The sequence below is a fragment of the Pseudidiomarina woesei genome (assembly GCF_001418345.1).
Taxonomy (GTDB): Bacteria; Pseudomonadota; Gammaproteobacteria; order Enterobacterales; family Alteromonadaceae; genus Pseudidiomarina; species Pseudidiomarina woesei.
In genome coordinates, this window is record NZ_LIPW01000001.1 from 466,704 (window position 1) to 488,687 (window position 21,984).

26 protein-coding genes are annotated in these 21,984 nt (G+C 47.0%); 4 read left to right on the plus strand and 22 right to left on the minus strand.

From position 1 onward, the window contains the following. Positions 1–20 precede the first annotated feature (20 nt). The 7 genes from ASC40_RS02345 to ASC40_RS02370 all read right to left on the minus strand — a co-directional run bounded on the left by ASC40_RS02345 (position 21) and on the right by ASC40_RS02370 (position 6,725). A complete protein-coding gene (locus tag ASC40_RS02345) occupies positions 21–1,319 on the minus strand; it encodes a DEAD/DEAH box helicase (protein WP_072243352.1) in 1,299 nt (432 codons plus the stop codon). Between the two features lie 113 nt (positions 1,320–1,432). Further along, positions 1,433–1,963 (minus strand): GNAT family N-acetyltransferase, encoded by a 531-nt coding sequence (locus tag ASC40_RS02350; protein ID WP_055438163.1) that lies wholly within the window; start codon positions 1,961–1,963, stop codon positions 1,433–1,435. A gap of 27 nt (positions 1,964–1,990) precedes the next feature. After that, positions 1,991–2,392 (minus strand): GFA family protein, encoded by a 402-nt coding sequence (locus ASC40_RS02355; RefSeq protein WP_055438164.1) that lies wholly within the window; start codon positions 2,390–2,392, stop codon positions 1,991–1,993. Positions 2,393–2,587: 195 nt separating this feature from the next. Further along, positions 2,588–3,121, minus strand: a complete 534-nt coding sequence (locus ASC40_RS02360; protein ID WP_055438165.1) for a hypothetical protein — start codon at positions 3,119–3,121, stop codon at positions 2,588–2,590. Positions 3,122–3,250: 129 nt separating this feature from the next. Next, a complete protein-coding gene (locus ASC40_RS11830; RefSeq protein WP_157558840.1) occupies positions 3,251–3,394 on the minus strand; it encodes a hypothetical protein in 144 nt (47 codons plus the stop codon). A 120-nt stretch (positions 3,395–3,514) separates the two neighbouring features. Next, the gene (locus ASC40_RS02365) at positions 3,515–5,989 is read right to left on the minus strand and encodes an endonuclease (protein WP_055438166.1); all 2,475 of its coding nucleotides are present in this window, start codon (positions 5,987–5,989) and stop codon (positions 3,515–3,517) included. Positions 5,990–6,134: 145 nt separating this feature from the next. Continuing rightward, complete coding sequence (locus ASC40_RS02370) at positions 6,135–6,725, minus strand: DUF1294 domain-containing protein (protein WP_055438167.1); 591 nt, start codon at positions 6,723–6,725, stop codon at positions 6,135–6,137. Between the two features lie 167 nt (positions 6,726–6,892). Between ASC40_RS02370 and dbpA the strand changes: the two genes are divergently transcribed. Further along, positions 6,893–8,284, plus strand: coding sequence for an ATP-dependent RNA helicase DbpA (gene dbpA / locus ASC40_RS02375; RefSeq protein ID WP_055438168.1), 1,392 nt, complete (start codon positions 6,893–6,895; stop codon positions 8,282–8,284). Here the strand turns inward: dbpA and ASC40_RS02380 are convergent. Further along, positions 8,271–9,062 carry a DUF429 domain-containing protein gene (locus ASC40_RS02380; protein ID WP_055438169.1) on the minus strand — a complete coding sequence of 264 codons (792 nt, stop codon included), beginning with the start codon at positions 9,060–9,062 and terminating at the stop codon, positions 8,271–8,273. The two genes, dbpA and ASC40_RS02380, sit on opposite strands and share 14 nt — an antisense overlap. Further along, entirely contained in the window at positions 9,062–9,610 is a 549-nt protein-coding gene (locus tag ASC40_RS02385) for a DUF924 family protein (RefSeq protein ID WP_055438170.1), read from the minus strand. Before ASC40_RS02385 ends, ASC40_RS02380 begins: the two co-directional genes overlap by 1 nt. Before the next feature lie 73 nt (positions 9,611–9,683). Between ASC40_RS02385 and ASC40_RS02390 the strand changes: the two genes are divergently transcribed. Beyond that, the gene (locus ASC40_RS02390; protein WP_055438171.1) at positions 9,684–10,376 is read left to right on the plus strand and encodes an aspartate/glutamate racemase family protein; all 693 of its coding nucleotides are present in this window, start codon (positions 9,684–9,686) and stop codon (positions 10,374–10,376) included. Here ASC40_RS02390 and nadS read toward each other — a convergent pair. The 4 genes from nadS to ASC40_RS02410 form a co-directional block, all read right to left on the minus strand. Continuing rightward, positions 10,373–10,657 carry a NadS family protein gene (gene nadS, locus ASC40_RS02395; protein ID WP_055438172.1) on the minus strand — a complete coding sequence of 95 codons (285 nt, stop codon included), beginning with the start codon at positions 10,655–10,657 and terminating at the stop codon, positions 10,373–10,375. The genes ASC40_RS02390 and nadS overlap by 4 nt on opposite strands. Next, complete coding sequence (locus ASC40_RS02400; RefSeq protein WP_055438516.1) at positions 10,654–10,989, minus strand: type II toxin-antitoxin system RelE/ParE family toxin; 336 nt, start codon at positions 10,987–10,989, stop codon at positions 10,654–10,656. Before ASC40_RS02400 ends, nadS begins: the two co-directional genes overlap by 4 nt. A 143-nt stretch (positions 10,990–11,132) precedes the next feature. Then, positions 11,133–11,738, minus strand: a complete 606-nt coding sequence (locus ASC40_RS02405) for a peroxiredoxin (RefSeq protein ID WP_055438173.1) — start codon at positions 11,736–11,738, stop codon at positions 11,133–11,135. 36 nt (positions 11,739–11,774) lie between these two features. Further along, positions 11,775–12,113 carry a Grx4 family monothiol glutaredoxin gene (locus ASC40_RS02410; protein ID WP_055438174.1) on the minus strand — a complete coding sequence of 113 codons (339 nt, stop codon included), beginning with the start codon at positions 12,111–12,113 and terminating at the stop codon, positions 11,775–11,777. A gap of 238 nt (positions 12,114–12,351) precedes the next feature. On the opposite strand from ASC40_RS02410, the gene sodB reads away from it, so the two are divergent. Next, positions 12,352–12,933: a superoxide dismutase [Fe] gene (gene sodB / locus ASC40_RS02415; protein WP_055438175.1), complete on the plus strand. Its 582-nt coding sequence runs from the start codon at positions 12,352–12,354 to the stop codon at positions 12,931–12,933. Between the two features lie 52 nt (positions 12,934–12,985). On the opposite strand, the gene ASC40_RS02420 is transcribed toward sodB, so the two are convergent. After that, positions 12,986–14,170: an ankyrin repeat domain-containing protein gene (locus tag ASC40_RS02420; protein ID WP_055438176.1), complete on the minus strand. Its 1,185-nt coding sequence runs from the start codon at positions 14,168–14,170 to the stop codon at positions 12,986–12,988. 161 nt (positions 14,171–14,331) lie between these two features. Then, complete coding sequence (gene fadR / locus ASC40_RS02425; RefSeq protein WP_055438177.1) at positions 14,332–15,042, minus strand: fatty acid metabolism transcriptional regulator FadR; 711 nt, start codon at positions 15,040–15,042, stop codon at positions 14,332–14,334. A gap of 188 nt (positions 15,043–15,230) precedes the next feature. On the opposite strand from fadR, the gene dsbB reads away from it, so the two are divergent. Beyond that, complete coding sequence (gene dsbB, locus ASC40_RS02430; RefSeq protein ID WP_055438178.1) at positions 15,231–15,752, plus strand: disulfide bond formation protein DsbB; 522 nt, start codon at positions 15,231–15,233, stop codon at positions 15,750–15,752. Positions 15,753–15,761: 9 nt separating this feature from the next. Here the strand turns inward: dsbB and ASC40_RS02435 are convergent, their stop codons facing one another. The 7 genes from ASC40_RS02435 to ASC40_RS02465 form a co-directional block, all read right to left on the minus strand. After that, positions 15,762–16,211 carry a YcgN family cysteine cluster protein gene (locus ASC40_RS02435; protein WP_055438179.1) on the minus strand — a complete coding sequence of 150 codons (450 nt, stop codon included), beginning with the start codon at positions 16,209–16,211 and terminating at the stop codon, positions 15,762–15,764. Then, on the minus strand, positions 16,211–16,855 hold the full coding sequence (locus ASC40_RS02440) for a fumarylacetoacetate hydrolase family protein (protein ID WP_055438180.1): 645 nt from the start codon (positions 16,853–16,855) through the stop codon (positions 16,211–16,213). The genes ASC40_RS02435 and ASC40_RS02440 overlap by 1 nt, the downstream gene beginning before the upstream one ends. After that, positions 16,852–17,862, minus strand: coding sequence for a lytic murein transglycosylase (locus ASC40_RS02445; RefSeq protein WP_055438181.1), 1,011 nt, complete (start codon positions 17,860–17,862; stop codon positions 16,852–16,854). Before ASC40_RS02445 ends, ASC40_RS02440 begins: the two co-directional genes overlap by 4 nt. Continuing rightward, positions 17,862–18,143: a YcgL domain-containing protein gene (locus tag ASC40_RS02450; protein ID WP_055438182.1), complete on the minus strand. Its 282-nt coding sequence runs from the start codon at positions 18,141–18,143 to the stop codon at positions 17,862–17,864. Before ASC40_RS02450 ends, ASC40_RS02445 begins: the two co-directional genes overlap by 1 nt. Positions 18,144–18,145: 2 nt before the next feature. After that, positions 18,146–19,279: a ribonuclease D gene (rnd, locus tag ASC40_RS02455; protein ID WP_055438183.1), complete on the minus strand. Its 1,134-nt coding sequence runs from the start codon at positions 19,277–19,279 to the stop codon at positions 18,146–18,148. A 3-nt stretch (positions 19,280–19,282) separates the two neighbouring features. Next, complete coding sequence (gene fadD, locus ASC40_RS02460) at positions 19,283–20,962, minus strand: long-chain-fatty-acid--CoA ligase FadD (RefSeq protein ID WP_055438517.1); 1,680 nt, start codon at positions 20,960–20,962, stop codon at positions 19,283–19,285. Positions 20,963–21,043: 81 nt separating this feature from the next. Continuing rightward, a complete protein-coding gene (locus ASC40_RS02465) occupies positions 21,044–21,955 on the minus strand; it encodes an alpha/beta fold hydrolase (protein WP_055438184.1) in 912 nt (303 codons plus the stop codon). Between the last annotated feature and the right edge of the window lie 29 nt (positions 21,956–21,984).

Below are 21,984 nucleotides of genomic sequence, written 5' to 3' on the forward strand. Positions count from 1 at the left end.
TATTCACGAAACCCTCTCGATTAATCGCGACCGCGGTTGCGGTTCGGGCTTTTACGTGTGCCATCACGGCGTTTACCTTCACCAACAGGCTTGTTACCACTTGGCTTGTTACCACCACCTTGTGGCTTACGCGCAGCACGCGGTGGCCGTGGCGTTTTCTTCGGTGGTAGGGTTTTACCATTGAGCACCACATCGGCAAAGCCTTCCAGCTTGTGGCGCTCAATGGGCTGGCCAATTAACTTCTCAATGGCTTTAAGGGTTCTGAACTCTTCGTCCATAACCAACGAAATGGCATGGCCAACCTGCCCAGCGCGGCCGGTACGGCCAATACGGTGCACATAGTCTTCGGCCACTTGTGGCAGGTCAAAGTTAATCACATACGGCAGCTTTTCAATATCTAAACCGCGCGCAGCAATATCGGTTGCCACCAACACGTTCACTTTGCCGGCTTTAAAATCTGCCAGCGCTTTGGTGCGCGCGCCTTGGCTTTTATTGCCGTGAATAGCCGCCGCTAAAAAGCCATCGCCATCTAATTGCTTCACCAAACGGTTCGCACCGTGTTTGGTGCGCGAAAATACAATAACCTGCGGCAAATTCAAATTACGCAAAATTTGCATGAGCATGCGTGGTTTTTGGCTTTTTTCAGCCGCGTACACAATCTGATCAATACGCTCAGCAGTCGAATTTGGCGGCGCCACCGATATTTCTACAGGGTTATTCACCAAACCTTTAGCAAGCGTGCGAATATCATCAGAAAAGGTTGCCGAGAACATCAAGGTTTGGCGCTTAGCCGGTAATAGCTTAATAATTTTCTTAATATCGTGAATAAAGCCCATGTCCAGCATGCGGTCGGCTTCATCAAGCACTAACATTTCAAGTTTGGGAAAACGAATGGCGTTTTGCTGGTACAAATCCAGCAAACGGCCAGGTGTTGCTACCAAAATATCAACACCTTTACGCAGCTTCATCATTTGCGGGTTAATTTTCACCCCACCAAACACCACGGCGTAGTTCATCGGTAAACCCGAGCCATAATTCATCACGCTTTCACCCACCTGAGCGGCAAGTTCGCGCGTTGGGGTAAGAATAAGCACGCGCGCGGTATTTGCGGTGGCGCGCTCATTATCTTTAAGCATTTCTAAAATCGGTAAGGTAAAGCCAGCGGTTTTACCCGTGCCTGTTTGTGCGGCCGCCATCACGTCTTTACCCGCCAATACGGCCGGAATTGCTTGTGCTTGAATGGGAGTTGGTTCGGTGTAACCTTGACGTGTAAGGGCGGTAAGTATTTCAGGGCAAAGTCCGAGTTCAGAAAAATTCATGTATAAATGGGCATCTCAATTGTGATTAATGCAGCTATTCTAACCGATCACAGCGTCTACCGCATTGAATTTACTGCAGGCATGTTTCATTATCGTAATGACTGAGCATCATTCTAAATAACTTGGCTAAGTTCAATGCGGTAGCGGCTGATAAGCTCTGCATCAATCTGCAGCTCTGAATGCAGCTGTCCGCCACATGCTTCAATCATTGCTTTTGAGGCATGGTTGTGCGAATGACAATGAATATGTGCCACGTCAATTCCCAGTTCACGCGCCTTTTTAAGGCTCAATAACAACAACGTGTTGCCAAGACCTTTGCAACGAAATTGCGGCCGTATGCTCAAGCCAATATGGCCGCCACAGTGTTCAATTTGAGCATTTAACCGATGCCGAATATTGGTACATCCAATAATCTCGTCACCATCAACCATCCAATAGGTTGAGCTTTGCACAAATCCAGCAGGAACGGCCGCGCCGGTACGAATTCCTTCAATACGCGCCAGCATTGCAGCAAAATCGCTGTGGTCGAAATCTAACGGAAACGGATATCTTTCCTCATCGCCCAGCTCGTTAATATACGCCGCGTAGCTGGTTTTCAAACGGTCTGTTGGCAGAATAAGGCGATAATTATTATGCGTTGTCATACATTGTTCCAAGCTGATAGACATGTTTTATTCGGGTAATTTTTTAAACGATGGCAAACGCTCAAGGTTGTTATCCCAACTTGCTTTACTTGCGGCGAATAGGTGGGCAGTAGGCCTATTCAAAACGTCGGTATCTAAGCTGCCCGCGGGAACAACAAGTAAACCGCTAATGGCCGAGTTTGGCAACGCTGAACCGCATGTTTTGCAAAAACATTTGGTATGGCGTGTACCCGCCAGCGTAAACGATGTAACCTTGTCAGCACCGCTTAGCCAAGTTAATGTCGCAGATTGTGAAAACAAATTTGCCGCATGTGCCGTTCCGGTGTCTTTTTGACAATGTTTGCAGTGGCACAGAAAAAAGCTATCAAATTCGCCTTTCACCTCAAATTTCACGTCACCACATAGGCACGACCCGATGTGTTTAGTCATTTAATTTTCCTCTGCACGACCACCCCGTGTAGCATCGATCTTATTACAATCAGCCTAAAAAATGACTTTAACGCGAGGTTCAGAATGTAACAAGGCTTGAATTACAGTGCTATAGTGCGGCGAGTATCGTATTAGTAATACACGTTTGGTGTCGGTAAACACACGCGTTTGTTCTCATAATTCCCACACATATCGTTAATTGTCCCGCTCGATAGTTACCGTAGCCTCATCGATTAGCGTTACGTAGTCAGACTGCTCAGTCAGCTTTAATAAAATTGAAACGGTAATTTCATTGACACTTTCCGGCAAAGGCTCAAATTCTGAACCTACAGATAACTTAAAGCCGCCGCCTGAATTGGCGGCTATAATCCCCTGAACTTCTTGAAAACTCTCAATAGCGCTTGGAGCGAGCTTAAAAACGTACTCGGTTTTAGCAGGGCTTGAAAAAAACAAACCTGTATCTGCGCTAATCTTGTTTTGTTCAAGCAGCGCCAAAGGAAACGTGAATGTGCGACTACCTTTATTGTCATTTAGCGCTAAATTAAGATCGACCGATTCGGCTTTCACATTCGCGGGCTCATCAATGCTAATTTTTGCACGAACCTCGCTCGGGTTAATATTCTGAAAAGCATTAACATCGAATCCACTAAATTGCAGCATGGTGGCCAGAGGGATACTTGCACAACCTGCAAGCAATAGACTGCTTGAAAAAACTAGCATCCGTAACATCAATAAAGTCCTTTTTTACTTTAAGTTAGATTAAATGTTTAGCTCACAGTGAAATTAATGCGCACCTATAATCAGGTGACCAAATTAACTATGCCACTACAAACATCTCTTTTTGCAATGAGAATAACGTTAGAACGCCCTGCCGAGAGATGAACCAATAATCACTCCAAAGCTCATGATAAGAGCTGCGGCAATAAATACGGCTAACACAATCAGACCAGTTTTCTGGGCTTTTGGCACTGAGCGCCACCAAATTTTAATTTCATTAATCATAAATTTTCCCTTAAGCATTCAAATGCGAAAAATAGCACGGCGAATCCAATTAAACTAAGCAAAAGGGGCTAAAAAGCCCCTTTTCATTCGTGCGTTATTCAAATCGACGCCAGCAAACCGTTACAAACCTAAGGTTTGGCCGTTATTCACGCTGCCCGCGGTGTTGCGTGCGGGGTTTTGCCAAATAAAGTCGCTGTACTGCGAGCCACTGCCGCTAAGTTGCAGCGAGTCATTGGCTGAGGTGTTTGAGGTTTCCTCGACGCCAATGGCTTCAGACGTTAACCCAGCAGCAGCACCAGCCGAAGCCACAAAAGTGCCTTCGTAGCTAATAAACTGCACCACCTGGCCTTGGGCGTCAACAAGCGCTAAGCCGTCTGGCGAGCCATTTTGCAAGCCGCTAAAGTCAAACGCTAACGTTCCAAAGCCATTTTGTTGGTTGGCAATAACGCCGCTTAAACTAATGCTTGCATATACACCGCCATCGGCACCGTTGTAGCCCTGAATAGACCAGCCACTTACGTCACTTCCGGCAGTACCTGCAACTTCAACAAACTCATTGCGGTCGCCGCCTTTGTTGTCGTAATGCAACTCGTTAATCCACACCACAGGGGCTGCTGGTGGAGCCGTAACTGACAACACAACGGTCATGGTGTCTGTGGCAGTGGCGTTATCAGTGACAGTTAATGTAGCCGCGTAGTCACCGGCAACTGCATAGCTGTGGTTTACGCTAACGCCACTGGCTGCGTTACCATCGCCAAAGTCCCAGCTGTAACTCACCACACTGCCGTCTGTGTCCGTACTCGCAGCCCCATCAAACGAGCAGTCTAAGTTGTTGCAGGTGGTTGAAAACGAAGCGACAGGCGCTTCGTTAACTGGCTCTGCGCTAACAAAGCTTTGCCCAGCGTTAAGCGTGCCTGGGCTGCTTGTTTGTGGGGCCTGCCAACTAAAGTCACTGTATTGGCTACCCGAGCCTGCTAATTGCAATGACTGGCCTACTGGCGTTGACGTGGTTTCACTAACGCCAATGTCTTGTGAGGTCATGCCGCTAGCTGGGCCATCGGTTGCGGTAAAGCTGCCTTCGTAGCTTAAAAATTGCACCACAGAGCCTTGTGCGTCAATAAGTGCCACGCCATCTGGCGAGCCATTTTGCAGGCCACTCATGGCAACACTAACCGCGCCAAACCCGTTGCTTTGGTTGGTTATAACGCCGCTTAAATTGCCGGTTGCGTACGCGCCACCACCGTTGCCGTTGTAAGCAATAATCTGCCAACCGCTAAGGTCTGTACCTGCGCTGCCGGCTACTTCAACAAATTCGCCGGTGTCAGTACCATCGTTATCATAGTGCAACTCGTTAATCCAAACTTGGCCACTGTCGGTTGAACCTTGGTTTGGCGTGGCGTTTACTTCGCTGCTAAATACCGACTCGTTGCCCGAGGTATCTACCGCGGTAACCACATAGAAGTATGTGCTGCCACCGGTCACGTTGTAATCGTCAAACGCCGCGGTCGTAATCAAGGCAGTGTTCAAACGGGTATAATTGCTGCCCGACATATCTCTGCGATACACGTAATAGCCCGCCAGGTCGCTTTCACTGCCTTGGTTCCACGCCAGTGAAACAATGCCAGTACCTGGCGTTGCACTTAGGTAGCTAGGTGCTGCTGGGGCTGTGGTGTCGCCCGAGCCACCGCCACCGCCGTTACAGATGTTCTCGAACACGCACGCCACGTATTCAGGGTTATCAATAAACGGGTTACGGTTGCCTTGATACGAATACACAACGTCGTTACGACGGCGCTCCATGTCGTCTACGGGGTCTTCTTGGTGCCATTGCAGCAACACCGACTTTAAGCCCATGTAAGCAACCGAAATGTTCGCGCCTTGGTTTGACTGCGCAATTAAGTTGCGATCATCAGTTAAGATCAAATCAGGCTCACTGTGGCCCGTTACACCGTGGGTGCCACCTTCGTAACGCACCGCCATGTACATTAGCGCACGCGCGACGTCGCCTCGACGGCCAGACCATGTTTCCCAACTGCCCGTATCAAACGAACCATCAGTCCAGTTCGATTGGCTAGAGCTACCGCCACGACCGTTATTAAATTCAGTGGGTTTTTCTGTACATGCAGAGGTGCAATTGGCGTATGGTTTATTACTGCGGCTGGAGTTATAACTACTATCGGAAATAAATAAGTGGTGGGCGTCGGTATAAGCGTAATTGCTGCTGCCGTCATTTGGAAAACCATATGATTTTGGCCAACTATGTTCGCGGTTATATAAGGTATTACCGCCGCCAACTTTTCCGTAACTGGCATTTTTATAAATGTCGATAACGTTGTTGGGGTTATCTGGGTCTTGGTCTGCCGCTTCCAAAATATCCCATGTGTCGGTGCTACTTGAGGTATATGGGAAGCGCTGATGGTCATCAATTATTTCATGCAATGACTGCTGTAAAGTTTGCGCATTGGTCGCATCAACGTTGTTGTAATAACCAGCTGGAGGTGCTGCAAAAACCGTAAAAGAAAGTGATAATAAAGAAAAACTAGATACCGCAATTAGACCTTTTTTGAAAAGGCTTTTATTGGTGTGGGCGCTCATCGATTTACCTTTTATATTTTTTAATATTATTGGTGTGTACATCGAGTGTTTTTAGTCGGCATTGATCACTATTTGACCAATTAGCGACATAAACGAGCGTATTTAACCATGCTTTCATGAATTTCGCATGACAAAAGTTATAGTTTTACAATTTAATCGCACCTAGCATGGCTTTTATCCATTGAATAATCGTGTCTTTTTCCAACATATAAAAAGTAATCGCCCCTATGTTTATCAGTACCGCCAAATAAAACACCACTCGAAACGATCTCTTTCTAGTTTTATGGCGAAATTGCTGTTGCGCTATTAAAGCGCCCGGCCAACCGCCTATTAATGCCAAAAATTGCAGAAAGTCTTCAGGTGTTCTGCGCTTATTGTTTAGTGCTGCTTTTTTATCGAATGCATAAAAAATATAGGCAACAACGCTGGCGAAAGTGAAGCTCCACCAGAGCTGAGTTGGTAAATAGCCCAGCAATCCGAAATAAGCGATAACCACAATAAAGGCAGAGGCAATGGTTAGAACGGGTAATAATGCAAAGCTGAGCTTGGTACGCACATAATCAATGTCAACAGCGCGATGTTTATTATCTGCTTGGCGTTGTTCCGTAAAGGTAACGTGGTCGCCGATGGTTGGTTGACGGCGCCGATTTGAAAAAGCTGTAATATGCGCAAAAAATTGCTGATGATTGTTTGCAGATTGGATAAAACCATAACCTTTGTCAGCATTCCAGCTCATTACGGTTCCGTTTCTGCGCAGCATCTAAAATATTCCCTTGAATGAATTAGATGAAATTTAACCAACCGAGAAAATTCGCGCAAGAATAATTACCGAACCATAAATAAAAAACCTAAACAAAGACTCTGGTATAATGGCGCATTATTTTTAACAAGCGATTTATCATCATGTCTGAAGCCACGCCTGCACTGCCATTATTTACTGCCTTACAACTGCCTAAAGCACTATTAGACAGCATTAAAGAGGCCGGTTTTTCCAACACTACCCCTGTGCAAGCGTTAAGTTTACCCATTATTCTTCGGGGCGATGACGTGGTGGTGCAGGCAGAAACAGGTTCAGGCAAAACCGCAGCATTTGCGCTAGGTATTTTAGCTAAATTAAATACCAACGATTTTTCTCCTCAGGCCTTGGTGTTGTGCCCTACTCGCGAGCTTGCCGAGCAAGTTGCTGAAACTATTCGTGGATTAGCCAAAACCATGGGTAACGTAAAAGTGCTGACACTTTGCGGCGGCGTACCGGCGCGCAGTCAAATTGCTTCGTTTGAGCACGGTGCGCATGTATTGGTGGGCACGCCCGGCCGCGTGCTTGATCACCTAAGCCAACAGCGCCTCGATTTTTCAAAACTCAGCACTTTAGTGCTTGATGAAGCAGACCGTATGCTCGAAATGGGCTTTCAAGATGATATGAAAGCGATTATTGCCAAAACGCCTTCCGCTCGTCAGAACATGCTCTTTAGCGCAACTTACCCGGCCGGCATTGCGCAACTTACTAAGCACGTAACACCCAAAGCGGAACACATTAAGGTTGCCGCCGCACAAACCAAAGCCAACATTGTGCAACGCTTTTTTAATTTAGCCGATACATTTTCGGCCTACGCGGTGCAGCAATTGCTATTAGACTTGCAGCCTGCCAATGCCATGGTGTTTTGTAACACCAAAGCCGAAGCGCAAACTATTGCCGACAAATTAGCAGCAAAGGGTTTTAGCGCATTAGCGCTGCATGGCGATTTAGAACAAAAAGATCGCGATCAAACTATGATCCAGTTCAGTCATGGCAGCACGCGCGTATTAGTGGCCACCGACGTAGCCGCTCGCGGCCTTGATATTGCTGAGCTTGATTTAGTGATTAGCGTGAATATGGCCCATGACCTTGATACCCACACCCACCGTATTGGGCGTACCGGGCGTGCGGGTGCTGAAGGGCTTGCAGTAACCTTAATTGGCCCGCAAGACGATTACAAAATGCGTTTACTTGAAGACACCATGGCAGCGCCCATTCAATTGCAGCCATTGCCAGAGCCAGCAAACTCAGCGAAGCCATTAAAAAGCGATGTAGTTACTTTGCAAATAAGTGGCGGGAAAAAAGACAAACTGCGCCCGGGCGACATTGTGGGCGCATTAACGCGCGACAACAAACTGACTATGGCTGATATTGGTAAAATTAAAGTGCAAAATCAGTGGTCGTTTGTCACCGTAAAGAACACTAGTGCTAAGCATGCGTTATCACTGATAAACATCGATAAAATCAAAGGCAAACGTTTTCGCGCTAAGGCTTTATAACGTCGCGATGCGGCACCCAAATGGCGTCTTGTTGCTGAATATCACCAAAAACGTTTACGTCTGTTTCCGGTAAACTTGCTACCCAGGCGGCACTGTACGCATCCACCTGGTCATGCGTGCCGCCAGCGCTGATCTGTTTCAACGCTTTCCACTCTTCTTGCGTGCACGGCCAGCCCGTTTGCTTCGCTAATGCTTGCAGCTGCATTAGCGGCACCCCTTTGCCACTTTTATGTGGCACATTAGGAAGTAACAAACGAATATTAGCTTGTGGAAATACTTCACGAACTGGCGCGATAGTGGCCAATTCACGGGCAATTTCAATGCCCGCCAGCATCCACAATTGCATGGCGTGTGGCATGCGCTGCAGCGCACCACCAATCGCCAAATGTCGCCGAGCTTTAGCCTTAATATCTTCAAACTCGCTCGCCGATGGGGTCTTATAGCAGCTAATTCCCGCCTGGTTTAGGGCCCGCTCAGCAATACGGTAATCTAGAGCTTCGGAGCGAGGACGCAACGGCGAGTCAACACCAATGCGCGCTGGCTGCACCCCAAAATGGTTACAGACTTTAACCACATAGTCGCGTACAGCATTGGCATAATCGAGATTTCTCTGGTGCTCAATCACGTACCGATTACCATGCCCATAAGGCGCTTTCATTGGTAAATGCCGTGCTGGCAATGGTACTAAACGCCCTTCACGCTTCAACGCAAACACAATGGGAATACGCTTTTTCAGCGCACAGGAAACATCAACGCCAATAAATACCGACTCCGCCATTAAAATGACGAACCCGGCTGGTTTAAAAATTCAATTTCTTCGGCACTAGATTTTCGACCTAAAATGTCATTTCGGTGTGGGTAGCGGCCAAAACGATCAATAATTACTTTGTGTCTCAGCTCAAAATCGTAGTTTGTTGCAAGGCCGGGTTGATTGAATAATTCTACTGCCTGCTCATGAATTCCCGCTGACTCGCTGTGCATGTAGGGCATGTACAAAAATGCCTTCTCGGCGACATTTAAATTAGCATCGCAACCTGCAGCGACGGCTTCTTGTGCTAAAACTAATGCCATTGGGTCTTGCGCGAATGCTTGTGGGGTATCTCGGTAAACATTGCGGGAGAACTGGTCAAGCACAATGATTTCAGCCAGTCTGCCGCTACTATTCTGCCGCCACTGCCACAGCTCGCCAGCGGCAGCAGCCTGTAACATACCGCCAAAACGCTGGGTTATTTGTGCATCAAGTTCGTCACTTTTAGCAAACCATTGCGCTGGGGTCAGCTCGCTAAACCAAAACTGCAAAACGTCGGCAACATCGTATTTTTTCATGGTATAAAGTCCTTAACATGTTCTATCAAGTTATCTAGATGATGCAAGTAATGCAACTTCGGAGTCACGACGTATGAAAACCATCGGTGTTATTGGCGGTATGAGCTGGGAATCTACGCAAACCTATTACCGGCTAATTAATCAGAAAGTACGTGAACAACTTGGCGGTTTGCATTGCGCTAAACTTATTTTATACAGCGTCGATTTTGCCGAAATTGAACCATTGCAGCATGCCGGGGACTGGGACGGCACCGCCGAAATTCTCACTGAAGCGGCACAAGCTCTTGAAACCGCAGGGGCTGATTTTATTGTTTTAGCCACCAACACTATGCACAAAGTAGCACCAGAAATAGAGCTGGCTGTGCAAATACCGTTACTGCATATTGTTGATGCCACCGCAGCGGCTTTGCAAGCCGATGGCGTCACGACCATTGCCCTACTTGGCACCAAATTCACCATGGAGCAAGACTTCTATCGGCAGCGCCTCGAAGATCACGGTGTTTGCGTAGTAGTGCCGAACGCTGCACAGCGCAACCGCATCAATGAGGTTATTTTCAACGAATTGTGCCGAGGAAAAGTAGAAGCTAATTCGAAAGTAGATTACTTAGAGATTATTCAAGAAATGGCCGAATTCGGCGCCGAAGCGGTTATTTTAGGCTGCACTGAAATTGGCATGTTAATCAACCAATCAGACACCACCATCAAACTCTACGACACCACCGAAATTCACGCCGCGAGCGCCGTCGCTTTCGCCCTGCAACACTAACGATTAGCAATTGCATGGTATACGGCGGGCTCTTCCTCAATGGTCGACAGAACCTTAGCGGCTAAGCCTGTCGGATTGCGGCGTTTGCTCTCCCAGCTTTTCACGGTATCAACACTTGTACCCAGCGCCTGTGCGAATTCCACTTGCGAAACTTTTAACTGCTGACGAATCGCTTTTACATCAGCAACTTTATATGAAAATTCACGAGCAGGTTGACACTGCCCATTTTTGATTGCTACAGCTTCTTCCAGCGAAGCCTTTAATTCATCAAAATCTGTCATTTCATATCTCCTTTCAACTGCGCAACAAGCGTTGTCAAGATTGATTTCTCTTTTGCACTCAAATTAATTTTTTTGCTCTTGAGGTAAACAAACAACAAATAGATATACTCGGGTTGAGCAAAGTAATTAATGACTCTTGCGCCTCCGCTTTTACCTGAATTACCAATACCCATGCGGACTTTACGTAAACCTCCTGCTCCCGGAATTACTGCTCCTTTCTCTGGGTTAGCAATGAGCTCAATTTGCAACATTCGAAGTTCATCATCGGTTGAACACTCGTTCATTTGTCGAGTAAACAAAGACGTTTCAACAAAGGTCATTCCATGACTCAATTCCATCTCCTTATGACACATTAATTAATCGTGTACAATGTACACCACAATATTTATTGGCGCAAATAAAAAAGGCCGCCCAAGGGCGACCTTCCGTATTTCGCTAATATCAACTATCTAATAACGAATATCGCTTTTGCTCTTTACAGCTTGCTAGCGTTTTTAGACAGGTAATCAGCAACACCTTTCGGGTCAGCCTTCATACCTTCGTCGCCTTCTTTCCAACCAGCTGGGCAAACGTCGCCGTGCTTCTGGTGGAAGTTCAACGCGTCAACCAAACGAATCATTTCGTCAATGTTACGACCTAATGGTAAGTCGTTCACGATTTGGTGACGTACAACGCCGTCTTCATCGATTAAGAATGACGCACGGAAAGCAACGCCAGCTTCTGGGTGCTCAACGTCATAAGCACGGCAGATAGAGTGCTTCACGTCTGCAACCAATGGATATTTCACTTCACCGATACCGCCGTCAGCTTCGGCAGTGTTACGCCATGCGTTGTGCGTGAATTGTGAGTCGATAGACACACCAATAACTTCAACGCCGCGCTTTTTGAATTCTTCTAAACGGTGATCAAAAGCGATCAACTCAGAAGGACATACGAAAGTGAAGTCGAGTGGGTAGAAAAAGATAACTGCTTTTTTACCTTTGATTTGCTCGAACAAGTTGAAGTTTTCAACAATTTCACCGTTGCCTAATACTGCAGCAGCAGTAAAGTTAGGAGCCTTACGACCTACTAATACACCCATGGTTTATCTCCATTTTATTGTGTGTTTAAACGAAAATTACTCAGCTTCTGGCGCCGGATGACGCGCAGCCACTTCATTAATTAATTCTTGTAACTCACCCTTTTGGAACATTTCCAAAATAATGTCACAACCGCCAATAAGCTCGCCTTCTACCCACAATTGCGGGAACGTTGGCCAGTCTGCATATTTAGGCAGCTCAGCGCGAATTTCAGGGTTTTGCAGAATATCAACATACGCAAAGGCTTGGCCACAGCTCATTAGGGCTTGTGAAGCCTGCGAAGAGAAGCCGCAACTTGGCAACTTCGGAGAACCTTTCATGTATAACAGAATCGGGTTTTCTGCGATCTGCTGCTTAATCTTTTCAACAGTTTCCATGATTACCTCAGGTATTAAGCGTTTCAAACGGCGCACAGTTTAACACATGTCCATGACAGTTTCAGTACGCCAAATCGCCACAAACAAGTTATACTTTTGGGTAAAATTACCCCTTGAAATAAACTTTTGTGCCACAATTTAACTATATAGTGACAGCAAGTTTTGAATTCAATGGTAAAATGCTAAGAATTTAAAACCACAACAAACATTCATTTTTCAACAACAACGGAGAGTCGACATGGCATTTGAATTACCAGCATTGCCTTACGAGAAAAATGCACTTGAGCCACATATTTCAGCTGAAACCATTGAATACCACTATGGTAAGCATCACCAAACTTACGTGACTAAGCTGAACGATGCGGTAAAAGGCACCGACCTTGAAGGCAAGTCACTCGAAGACATTATCAAGACTTCAAAAGGCGGCGTATTTAACAACGCGGCCCAAGTATGGAACCACACGTTCTACTGGAACTGCCTAAGCCCAAATGGCGGCGGCGCACCAACTGGCGCTGTAGCTGACGCTATAAACGCGGCGTTCGGTTCATTCGACAAGTTCAAAGAAGAATTCAGCGCGCAAGCAGCTGGCAACTTCGGTTCAGGCTGGACTTGGCTGGTGAAAAAAGCTGACGGTTCAGTAGCTATCGTGAACACCAGCAACGCTGAAACCCCATTAACTGACTCGTCAGTTACCCCTATCCTAACCGTTGACGTTTGGGAGCACGCTTATTACATCGATTATCGTAATGCACGCCCGAACTACTTAAACGCATTCTGGAACCTAGTAAACTGGGATTTCGTAGCGAAAAACTTTGCTTAATTAATAAGCCAGTTAATCAAAAGCCCGCTTCAAGCGGGCTTTTTTATGTCGATTAATCGGTCGTCTTTGCACCGTGGTATTCCAACAATTTCAACAACGCCGTTTTATTATTTTCTTTTGCTAAGTCAGCAATAGATTTGCCGCCATTGTTTATATTAAAAACCGACGCACCGTGCTCAATAAGCAGCTCAGCGAACTCAATAATTAACTCGTCATGTTGATAATTATCGTTCGCTAAAAACATCAAAGGTGTCCAACCGGTTGATGAACGTGGCTGTGGGTCTACTCCGGCATCAAGTAATACTTTTGCCGTTTTTATATCGCCTTTATCTACCGCATATGACAATGCCGACCATCCTTCATTGTCGACCACATGAATATCCGAGTTTTGCGCTAATAATAACTCCGTCACGCTGTCACGACGTTGCCAAATACTCAATTGCAGGGCCGTAATGCCTTTATCCGACTGCACATCTATATTCACGCCGGCATCTAATAATAGTTTCGTTATGGCCGCTATATTGGCCTCATCGGCTGTATTAATGCGATTGCCCGTTTGGTGTAGCGTTGTCCAATGACTAACCGATAGCGCATTTGGGTTTGCGCCCAGTTCTAACAGTATTTTGCTGCTTTTAACAAAGCCCATTTGCACCGCATGGTGCAGTGCAGTCCATTGATTCACATCACGGGCTTCAATATCGGCACCCTGCTCTACCAATGCTTTAATAGTGGCTGGAAAATTCTTATTGGTGGCCATATGCAAAGCAGTGAACCCTGTTTTCTCATCTAAACGCGCGTCAATGTCGCTATGTGCGGCTAATAACGGAATAAATTTCGGCTTCGACGACAAGGCGGCATAAATTAGCGGCGTGCGGCCGTACTTATCGCGTTTATTCAGGTCAAACCCAACCTTCGCAAACACATCAATACAGTCGTAACACGACGAAATTATGGCAAGGTGAGAAAGTAAAGGGGCCGACTCAAGATGCCCAAAGTTAATATACCAATAGAATTTTTTTGCCTTGAGTAGCTGTTCTAATTCATCGGTTCGGTGTAAATAAACCGCGTGCATGGCTGCGGCCATGTCTTTATCACCAAACTTGAAGTCATAATTGTCGGGTAATACAGGCCCTGCATATACTGGCTTATCAGATGATGTTGACTGACAACCAGCTAAACTTAGCAACAAGACAATAGCTGTTAATTTTATAACGAGGATTAATTTTGAGGGGGTCATTAAGATTCACCAGTTTTTTATTATTATCTAGTGAATCTTAACCGAATTACTAATGCCGTGGCCAGCTAGCTAACTTCTCGTAGCTGCTTTTATCTAATATCCAATATCTAATATCTAATATCTAATATCGCTCTTGCTCTTCTATCTTATCGCTTTTGCAATTATTCCACTAAATTATCGGGAATGTCGCCGCGCATGCTGTGCCAAATACGGCCCGACTGATAACCATATTCACGCACCAGCATCACCGCATCGTCACGACGCGAATCAGCAGCCATTTCTTTAAGATCTGCATAGTATTTACGCGCTAACTTACGGGCTTCAGCGTTCGAAAAATAAAAATTACCAATGCGCGAGTACAGGCCTTTAAAGCCATTAAGTACCAACACATAAATAGGATTGCCAGAGGCCTGCGCTAAATCATGGTTTAAGCGGTAATCGTATTGGCTAAATGCTTCAGCCGTGTCTTCTAAACCTTCTGCTTCTTGCAGTAATTCAGCGACTTTTTCGGGGGCGTTACGTACCGCTTGGCGAATATAAATAGCACTAATATTGGTACGTGCCGAAAGCAGTTGGTCAACTAACTCGGGCATGCCGTCTTCGTCTAGGCGCGCCAAGGTTTCTAGAATATTTAACCCAGAGGTTTCCCAAAAGTTATTCACGCGAGTTGGCTTGCCATGTTGAATGGTTAACCAGCCGTCGCGCGCTAAACGCTGCAACACTTCACGCAATGTGGTACGCGTCACACCAATCAATTCGGAAAGCTCGCGTTCAGCTGGCAAAATTGTGCCAGGCGCAAAATGCCCGTTCCAGATTGATTTTACAATGTATTCTTCGGCAAAACCCGCTGGACTTTGTGCCTTGATGATCATGAAATGGCCTGTGTTTTGAATAACGTTGCCTATAATAGGTTGCTATTTGTTATATTTACAAGACCTTCAATTCTAGCAGCCTTTGCAATGGTCGGACAAGTTTTGTAAAGCTTCTTAACGCAATATTATCGACAAGCCAAAAGCACTCAGGTAAGGTGCTGAGCAATTAACAATATCAAGGTGAATTCATGCTCAATTTTTTAGCTAAACTGCCCGCCAAACGCGGTGCTTGGGCGTTACTGGCAGGTTCGTGTTTTGGCCTGTTAGCCGCAGCGCTTTTCTTTCAGTACCAAATGGGCCTTGAGCCCTGCGTAAAGTGCATTGAACAACGTACGGCGGTACTTGCTATTGGCTTGGCGGCGTTAGTTCCGCTAGTTGCGCCACAGGTTGTTTGGGCCCGTCTCGTCGGTTATGTAGGCTGGTTACTTGCAGCAGTTTGGGGTTGGCGTATTGCCACTAGCCATTTAGAAATACAAAATGCCGAGAATAATTGGTTATTTGTATGCGACATGTACCCAGGCTTTCCAAGCTGGATGCCATTGCACGAATGGATTCCAAGTTTTTTCGCCGCGCCGGGACAATGTGGTGAAATTGATTGGCAGTTTGTTGGTATCAGTATGCCGGGCTGGATGCAGATTCTTTTTGCAGCCTACGCAATTGCCGCGGTACTCATTATTTTGGCACGGCTACTCAAGCTACGCCGCCTGTAACCGCGCAAATCAATCACTATCGTTTAAAGGCCAAGTAACAATTCTTAATTCAAGATCTTCCGTTACTTGGTCTTCGCTATCCACCAACCCCGCCGCACTCATGCCAGCAGCCATCATGGGCCCACGATCGCCATCGTGCAATAACGGGTGCCAACTGGCTAAACCACGCCCTTCGGCCAAGCGCCGATAAGCACAGCTTGGTGGCATGTAATCAAGATCGTAAACATTCGCAGGGGTAATCACCACACAATCTGGCACATGCCGTTTGCGGTTCGCATAATCGGAACAAAAACCAGTTTTGGTGTTGAGTAACCGACAACTCACGTCGGTATAGTGAATGACTTCTTGCTGATCGTCTTCGTCAATCAGTTTGTGCAAACAGCACTTGCCACAACCGTCACACAATGACTCCCACTCTTCGTGGGTCATTTGCTCCAGTGTCTTTTCTTGCCAGAACATTAGGCCTCGCAACGCACAGAGCCGTGCCACTGCCAGTGCTTATCGCCTTGGCTTAAATGCAACGTCAGCTGATCGTTTAGCGCCAATGATGCGACACCCGCTGGGGTTCCGGTTAAAACGATATCGCCCGGCTGCAAGGTAAACTGCTGACTGATATCGGCTAACAGATCATCGATGGCAAAAATCATCTGGTGGCTGTGACCCACTTGCCGAGTCTGGTCGTTGACTTCAAGTTGAATGGTAAAATCACCGCCATTTTCTAATTCGTTAAGCGACACCATTGGCCCCAAAACGCACGAGCCATCGAAGGCTTTAGCGCGTTCCCACGGCTGCCCTGCAGCTTTTAACTCGCTTTGCACTTGGCGCAAGGTTAAATCAAGCGCCACGCCGTACCCAGCAATCGCCTGCTGCGCTTGCTCCGTTGTCGCTTTACGTAACGGTTGACCAATATAAACGGCCAATTCAATTTCATGTTGGCACTCGCCTTGATCGCTTGGAATAACCACGTCAGGCAAATAGCTAATCGCCGAGGGTGGCTTCATAAATAACAACGGCCGTGTCGGTAATGGATTATTTAATTCTTCTGCATGGGCCGCATAATTGCGGCCCACACAGACTATTTTAGAAGGGTTCGGCAGGCTCATCGTGGAAAGCGAATTCGATCAGATAAATACCCGACCGCGGCCACAAAATAATGCGAGCGGTTCCAACGCATTAACGCGTCGTAATTGTCGTAAGCCAAATAAACACGGCCTTTGTTATCATCAGGAATAACCACCGAGGCTTGCAGATCATCGCGTTGCGGTAAATCTGAGCCGTCATAACGGCGCACGCCTAGTGCTTGCCATTGCGCCAATGTTTTCTTAGTTTTCAAGCCGGCTAACTTGGTATCAAAGCCTTCCGGCAGTTGCACTTGGCGGCCCCAAGTGACGTCATCTCGCCAACCAACAGATTTTAAATAATTGGCTGCTGACGCAAACACATCGCCCATTGAGCCCCAAATATCTTTACGACCATCACCGTCGTAATCAATGGCATATTGCATAAATGAGCTTGGCATAAATTGGGTTTGGCCCATTGCGCCAGCCCACGAGCCTCGCATCTGCTCAATATCAATGTGGCCTTCTTCAACAATAGTTAACGCGTGCCAAAGCTCTTTCTTAAAAAATGCTTCGCGGCGTCCTTCATAAGCCATGGTCGTTAGCGCTGATATAACATCTTGGCCACCGGTAAAGCTACCAAAATTGGTTTCAATACCCCACAGCGCCACAATAAAGCGCGGTTGCACGCCAAATTCTTTGCCAATTTTTTCTAGCAATTCGCGGTGTTCCTCAAGCTTTTCCACTGCTTTTTTTGCTTTCCACTCTGGCACCGCACGCGGTAAATAGGTATCGAGCGTTAGCTTAAATTCCGGTTGGTTGCGGTCGGCTTTTACCGAACGCTGATAAAAGCGCGCGTTGGCAAAGGCTTTATCTAAAGTTGCTTGGCTGTACCCATCCGCCAGCGCTTCTTGTTTGATGATTTCAACGTAAGCCGCAAAACCCTCCGCGTTTTTCTCATTAGCGTCGGCTTCTTGCGCCACAGTGGCCGAAGCCCACAAACTCATCACCCCAAGGGCAAATAATCGAAAAATTGGCATGGTAACTTGCATCAGCGTGCAGACTCCTGTTGTTGCTTTTTGTGAGCATCCAATAAGCTTTCTTGCTTTGGTGGCATTTGTAAGTAATAACCAGGCTCTTCGAGATGTTGCTTTAGCTCAGCAACACTCATACGAGCCAGTTTGCGCTCATCTTTAAGCGCCATGGTCATTACATGTATAGGTTGACCAAAGCTTTTCTGCAAAGGTTCAGGAATTTTTGTAAAGTCAGCCGGATGCGGCAGGTACAAATAGGTATCAGCCCGCTTCGGACTGCGGTAAATCGCACACAACATGCTTAACGATCCCGTTTAAAAATGGCTTCCAAGTGAGTACTAAGCTTAGCGCCCCGCCAGCCCACGTACAAGTCCGGTGGTGACAGGTCAGACTTGGCTTCGTTTGGTACTTGCCACTGCCAATGAATCACATCATTAATTTGCCGACGCGAAGCAACCATACCTGGCTCAATACCAAGTTCTTTGGCTAATGCGGTAATTTGCTGCTTAATGGCATTAAAAACTGGTTTGTAGCCTCGCATATCCGTTAACCGTTCCAGCTGAGCTGGCAATTCGGTTGCGGCTTTACCTTGGCGAATCGCCGCTAATAAATCATCGCCAGCATAGCGAATGGTCATGGGCGACAAGTCGGTAATCCCTCGCAATTGCCCCGTGGTTTCAGGCATGCGCCGAGCTAGCTCAAGCAAGGTGTGATCTTTCGCGACAAAGCCCAGTGGAATATCTGATTTTTTCGCCCGATCTAAGCGCCAGCCCATCAGCTCACGCAATACAGCTAATTGTTGACGATTACACTGCCAGGCATTGCCAAAGAACAAATAGAGCCACTTTGTCGGCGTTTGTTCACCACGTTTAGCCACTTGCAGTGCACTTTCCGCTTCAACCAATTCAAGCTTTTCAGCCGAAAGCTCGGAGCGTAAACGGGGGTAAATATCATGTAGGTAAAACACATCAGCGGCGGCATAATCCAACTGTTCAGGCGCTAAAGGCCGTTGCATCCAGTCGGTTCGTGACTGTGATTTGTCCACCTCAATGTCGGTATAGTGCTTCACCAATGCCGCATAGCCCAACGCTTCGCCATGCCCGGCAAATGCTGCGCCAATTTGGGTATCAAAAATATGCGTGGGAATTTGGCCCATGTGCTGGGCTAATATCTCGTAATCTTCGCCGCCAGCATGAATGACAATGTGCACGTTTGGGTCTTTCAAAAGCTCCCAAAACGGCTCGAGATCAAGCCCAACAACAGGATCAATCAACACCAATTGATCGGCCGCGCGCACTTGCACTAAGCCTAAGCGTGCATAGTAAGTGCGGTTGCGAACAAACTCGGTATCTAATGCAAGATAAGGAACGTGCCGAGCGTGCTCGCAAAAAGCCAGCAGCTCAGCATTAGAGGTTATAACCTGATAGGGCAACATGTGTTAGTTCGACTTCGCCTCTTCTTCGTCACGCAGCTCGCGGCGAAGTATTTTACCGACATTGCTTTTCGGCAACTCGTCGCGAAACTCAACAAACTTAGGTACTTTGTAGCCGGTCATGTTCTCACGCGCAAAGGTAATCAACTCTTTTTCAGTTAATGACTGGTCTTTGCGCACCACAAAAACTTTCACGGCTTCGCCCGAGCTGTCATGTGGAACACCAATAGCTGCGGCTTCAAGTACTTTGGGGTGATCAACAATCACGTCTTCAATTTCGTTCGGATACACATTAAAGCCCGACACCAAAATCATGTCTTTCTTACGATCGACAATTTTGAAGAAGCCCTGCTCGTCCATCACGCCAATATCACCGGTTGCGAACCAATCGCCGTCGCGCATGACTTTTTCAGTTTCATCCGGACGGTTCAAGTAACCCACCATGACTTGAGGGCCGCGCACTTGAAGTTCGCCCGCTTCGCCTTGTGGCAATACTTCACCCGAGTCAACGTCAACAATCCGCACTTCGGTTGATGGCAAAGGAATACCAATAGTGCCGTTATAATGCTCAATGTCGGTTGGGTTTACAGTAACAACCGGTGAGCATTCGGTTAGGCCGTAACCTTCCAATAATCGTGATTTAGTAACTCGCTCCCAGTGCTCTGCAACGGAACGCTGCACAGCCATACCGCCGCCCAAAGCAATTTTAAGATGCGAAAAGTCTAAATCTTTGAAGCCTTCGGCGTGTAACAAGCCGTTGAACAAGGTATTTACGCCAGAAATCATCGAGAACGGATACTTACCCAGCTCTTTCACGAAGGCTTTCATGTCACGCGGGTTGGTAATTAAAATATTACGCCCACCGTGCTTCATGAAGGTTAAGCAGTTCGCCGTTAAAGCAAAAATATGGTACAGCGGCAGCGCGGTAACAATAGTTTCTTCACCGTCATCAACAAGTGGTGCAACAATGGCAGATACCATTTCTAAATTAGCAACCATGTTACGGTGTGACAGCATTGCGCCTTTTGCCAGCCCTGTGGTACCGCCGGTGTACTGCAAAAACGCCAAGTCGTCGCCGTTCATTTGCGGGCGTTGGTATTCTGCTTTAGCACCTTGGCTGAGCGCTGCACGGAAGGTTTCGGTGTTGTTGAGCTTGTAGCTCGGCACCATTTTCTTCACGTACTTAACAACCGCGTTCACAATCCAGCGCTTCGGCGCCGGCAGCATGTCACCTATGGCCGTTAAAATAACTTTTTTAACAGGTACATCAGCTTCAACCTTTTGCAAGGTGTCAGCGAAGTTATCCAAAATTACAATGGTTTTGGCGTTCGCGTCCGACAATTGATGCTTTAGTTCGCGTGCCGTATACAGTGGGTTGACATTCACCACCACTAAGCCAGCGCGCAATGCACCAAACAAGGCAATGGGGTACTGCAGCAAGTTTGGCATCATAATGGCCAAGGCATCGCCTTTTTTAAGGCCTTGCTGTTGTAAATATGCCGCAAATTGGCGTGACAATACGTCTAATTCATTGAAGGATAGCTCGGTATCCATGTTGACGTAGGCGATTTTGTCGCCATATTTTTCGATGCTCTGTTCGAAAATATCGACCAGCGAATTAAAGTGGTCCGGATCAATCGTTTCCGGTACGCCAGCTGGATAACGTTGTAGCCAAATTTTATCCACGCGCTTCATGCTCCTGAACAAATAAATTTAAATATTTTAATTTTTGTAACGCGTAATCATCGCATATCCGACCAGTGTTGCCTAGCCGTTGTGTGAGCGAGTTATCTGTGATAATAGCCCAATAATCGCAGTTGGCTGTTCCATGTGTACATGGTGACCGCCTTCTATCTCATGCACTTTTAACTGCTTTACGTATGGCTGCCAGGCTTTTATTGCTTGCTTTAAACGTTCATGTCCAGCAGTTCCGAGCACCACATCAAACGAGCAGGTAATATGGCTTAGCACATCGGCTATTTGCTCTGCCGTTAACCGCACCGGTGACTTTAAGCGTAGTTGCCCGTCTGCGCGAAAGCGAAAGTCATACTCTCCGAGTTGCTCAATGCCGCGGGCGACCAATAACGCCGCTAATTCTCGCGAAAAATCGCCGGCGTGCGTACGCGCTGCAATGGCAGTATTCAAATCACGATAATGTGGGCGTTTTTTATCTTGCTGCTGCCAGCGACTTTGAAAGCCTTGCCGCAAATCCTCGGTGGTTTCTGCAGCTGTTGACGCTAACAGCCCAAATGCTTCAATTGCCAGCAGGTGCTTGACACGTTGCGGCTCTATTCCGGCAAACATGTTGGCCACATAAGCTCCCATAGAATGCGCCACAATAGTTACCTGCGGCCACTGTTGCTGCTGGCACAGATACCACAGGTCATAAACGTAATCCATAAACGGATAATAGTTACCAACCGGACGATGGTCACTATGTCCATGGCCGGCCCAATCGATTGCGATCAGCCGATAACGCTGCGCTAGCTCGCTCTTTAAAAAAGCATCAGCCACTGGCACAAAACTGTGTGCATTATCCAGCCACCCATGTAATGCCAACAATGGCTCACCCTCGGGGTTCCCCCAAGCTAGCCCGCGTATAACACCCCAAGGCAATTGAAAAGCAACAGGCTCGGCACATTGCCGAGCCTGTTGGAATAACAATGTATTGTCTAACATGCTAATTTGACTTTGGTTATTATCGGTTA

Excerpts from the sequence above, each read along its gene's own strand:
- ASC40_RS11830 (WP_157558840.1), bottom strand. The coding sequence starts at position 3,394 with ATGATTAATGAAATTAAAATTTGGTGGCGCTCAGTGCCAAAAGCCCAG.
- ASC40_RS02410 (WP_055438174.1), bottom strand. The coding sequence starts at position 12,113 with ATGGAAACTGTTGAAAAGATTAAGCAGCAGATCGCAGAAAACCCGATT.
- ASC40_RS02360 (WP_055438165.1), bottom strand. The coding sequence starts at position 3,121 with ATGTTACGGATGCTAGTTTTTTCAAGCAGTCTATTGCTTGCAGGTTGT.
- fadR (WP_055438177.1), bottom strand. The coding sequence starts at position 15,042 with ATGATCATCAAGGCACAAAGTCCAGCGGGTTTTGCCGAAGAATACATT.
- ASC40_RS02390 (WP_055438171.1), top strand. The coding sequence starts at position 9,684 with ATGAAAACCATCGGTGTTATTGGCGGTATGAGCTGGGAATCTACGCAA.
- ASC40_RS02385 (WP_055438170.1), bottom strand. The coding sequence starts at position 9,610 with ATGAAAAAATACGATGTTGCCGACGTTTTGCAGTTTTGGTTTAGCGAG.
- ASC40_RS02380 (WP_055438169.1), bottom strand. The coding sequence starts at position 9,062 with ATGGCGGAGTCGGTATTTATTGGCGTTGATGTTTCCTGTGCGCTGAAA.
- ASC40_RS02445 (WP_055438181.1), bottom strand. The coding sequence starts at position 17,862 with ATGCAAGTTACCATGCCAATTTTTCGATTATTTGCCCTTGGGGTGATG.
- ASC40_RS02405 (WP_055438173.1), bottom strand. The coding sequence starts at position 11,738 with ATGGGTGTATTAGTAGGTCGTAAGGCTCCTAACTTTACTGCTGCTGCA.
- rnd (WP_055438183.1), bottom strand. The coding sequence starts at position 19,279 with ATGTTGCCCTATCAGGTTATAACCTCTAATGCTGAGCTGCTGGCTTTT.
- dsbB (WP_055438178.1), top strand. The coding sequence starts at position 15,231 with ATGCTCAATTTTTTAGCTAAACTGCCCGCCAAACGCGGTGCTTGGGCG.
- ASC40_RS02350 (WP_055438163.1), bottom strand. The coding sequence starts at position 1,963 with ATGACAACGCATAATAATTATCGCCTTATTCTGCCAACAGACCGTTTG.
- ASC40_RS02440 (WP_055438180.1), bottom strand. The coding sequence starts at position 16,855 with ATGAGCCTGCCGAACCCTTCTAAAATAGTCTGTGTGGGCCGCAATTAT.
- ASC40_RS02465 (WP_055438184.1), bottom strand. The coding sequence starts at position 21,955 with ATGTTAGACAATACATTGTTATTCCAACAGGCTCGGCAATGTGCCGAG.
- sodB (WP_055438175.1), top strand. The coding sequence starts at position 12,352 with ATGGCATTTGAATTACCAGCATTGCCTTACGAGAAAAATGCACTTGAG.
- nadS (WP_055438172.1), bottom strand. The coding sequence starts at position 10,657 with ATGACAGATTTTGATGAATTAAAGGCTTCGCTGGAAGAAGCTGTAGCA.
- dbpA (WP_055438168.1), top strand. The coding sequence starts at position 6,893 with ATGTCTGAAGCCACGCCTGCACTGCCATTATTTACTGCCTTACAACTG.
- ASC40_RS02365 (WP_055438166.1), bottom strand. The coding sequence starts at position 5,989 with ATGAGCGCCCACACCAATAAAAGCCTTTTCAAAAAAGGTCTAATTGCG.
- ASC40_RS02450 (WP_055438182.1), bottom strand. The coding sequence starts at position 18,143 with ATGTTGTGTGCGATTTACCGCAGTCCGAAGCGGGCTGATACCTATTTG.
- ASC40_RS02345 (WP_072243352.1), bottom strand. The coding sequence starts at position 1,319 with ATGAATTTTTCTGAACTCGGACTTTGCCCTGAAATACTTACCGCCCTT.
- ASC40_RS02435 (WP_055438179.1), bottom strand. The coding sequence starts at position 16,211 with ATGTTCTGGCAAGAAAAGACACTGGAGCAAATGACCCACGAAGAGTGG.
- ASC40_RS02355 (WP_055438164.1), bottom strand. The coding sequence starts at position 2,392 with ATGACTAAACACATCGGGTCGTGCCTATGTGGTGACGTGAAATTTGAG.
- ASC40_RS02420 (WP_055438176.1), bottom strand. The coding sequence starts at position 14,170 with ATGACCCCCTCAAAATTAATCCTCGTTATAAAATTAACAGCTATTGTC.
- ASC40_RS02370 (WP_055438167.1), bottom strand. The coding sequence starts at position 6,725 with ATGAGCTGGAATGCTGACAAAGGTTATGGTTTTATCCAATCTGCAAAC.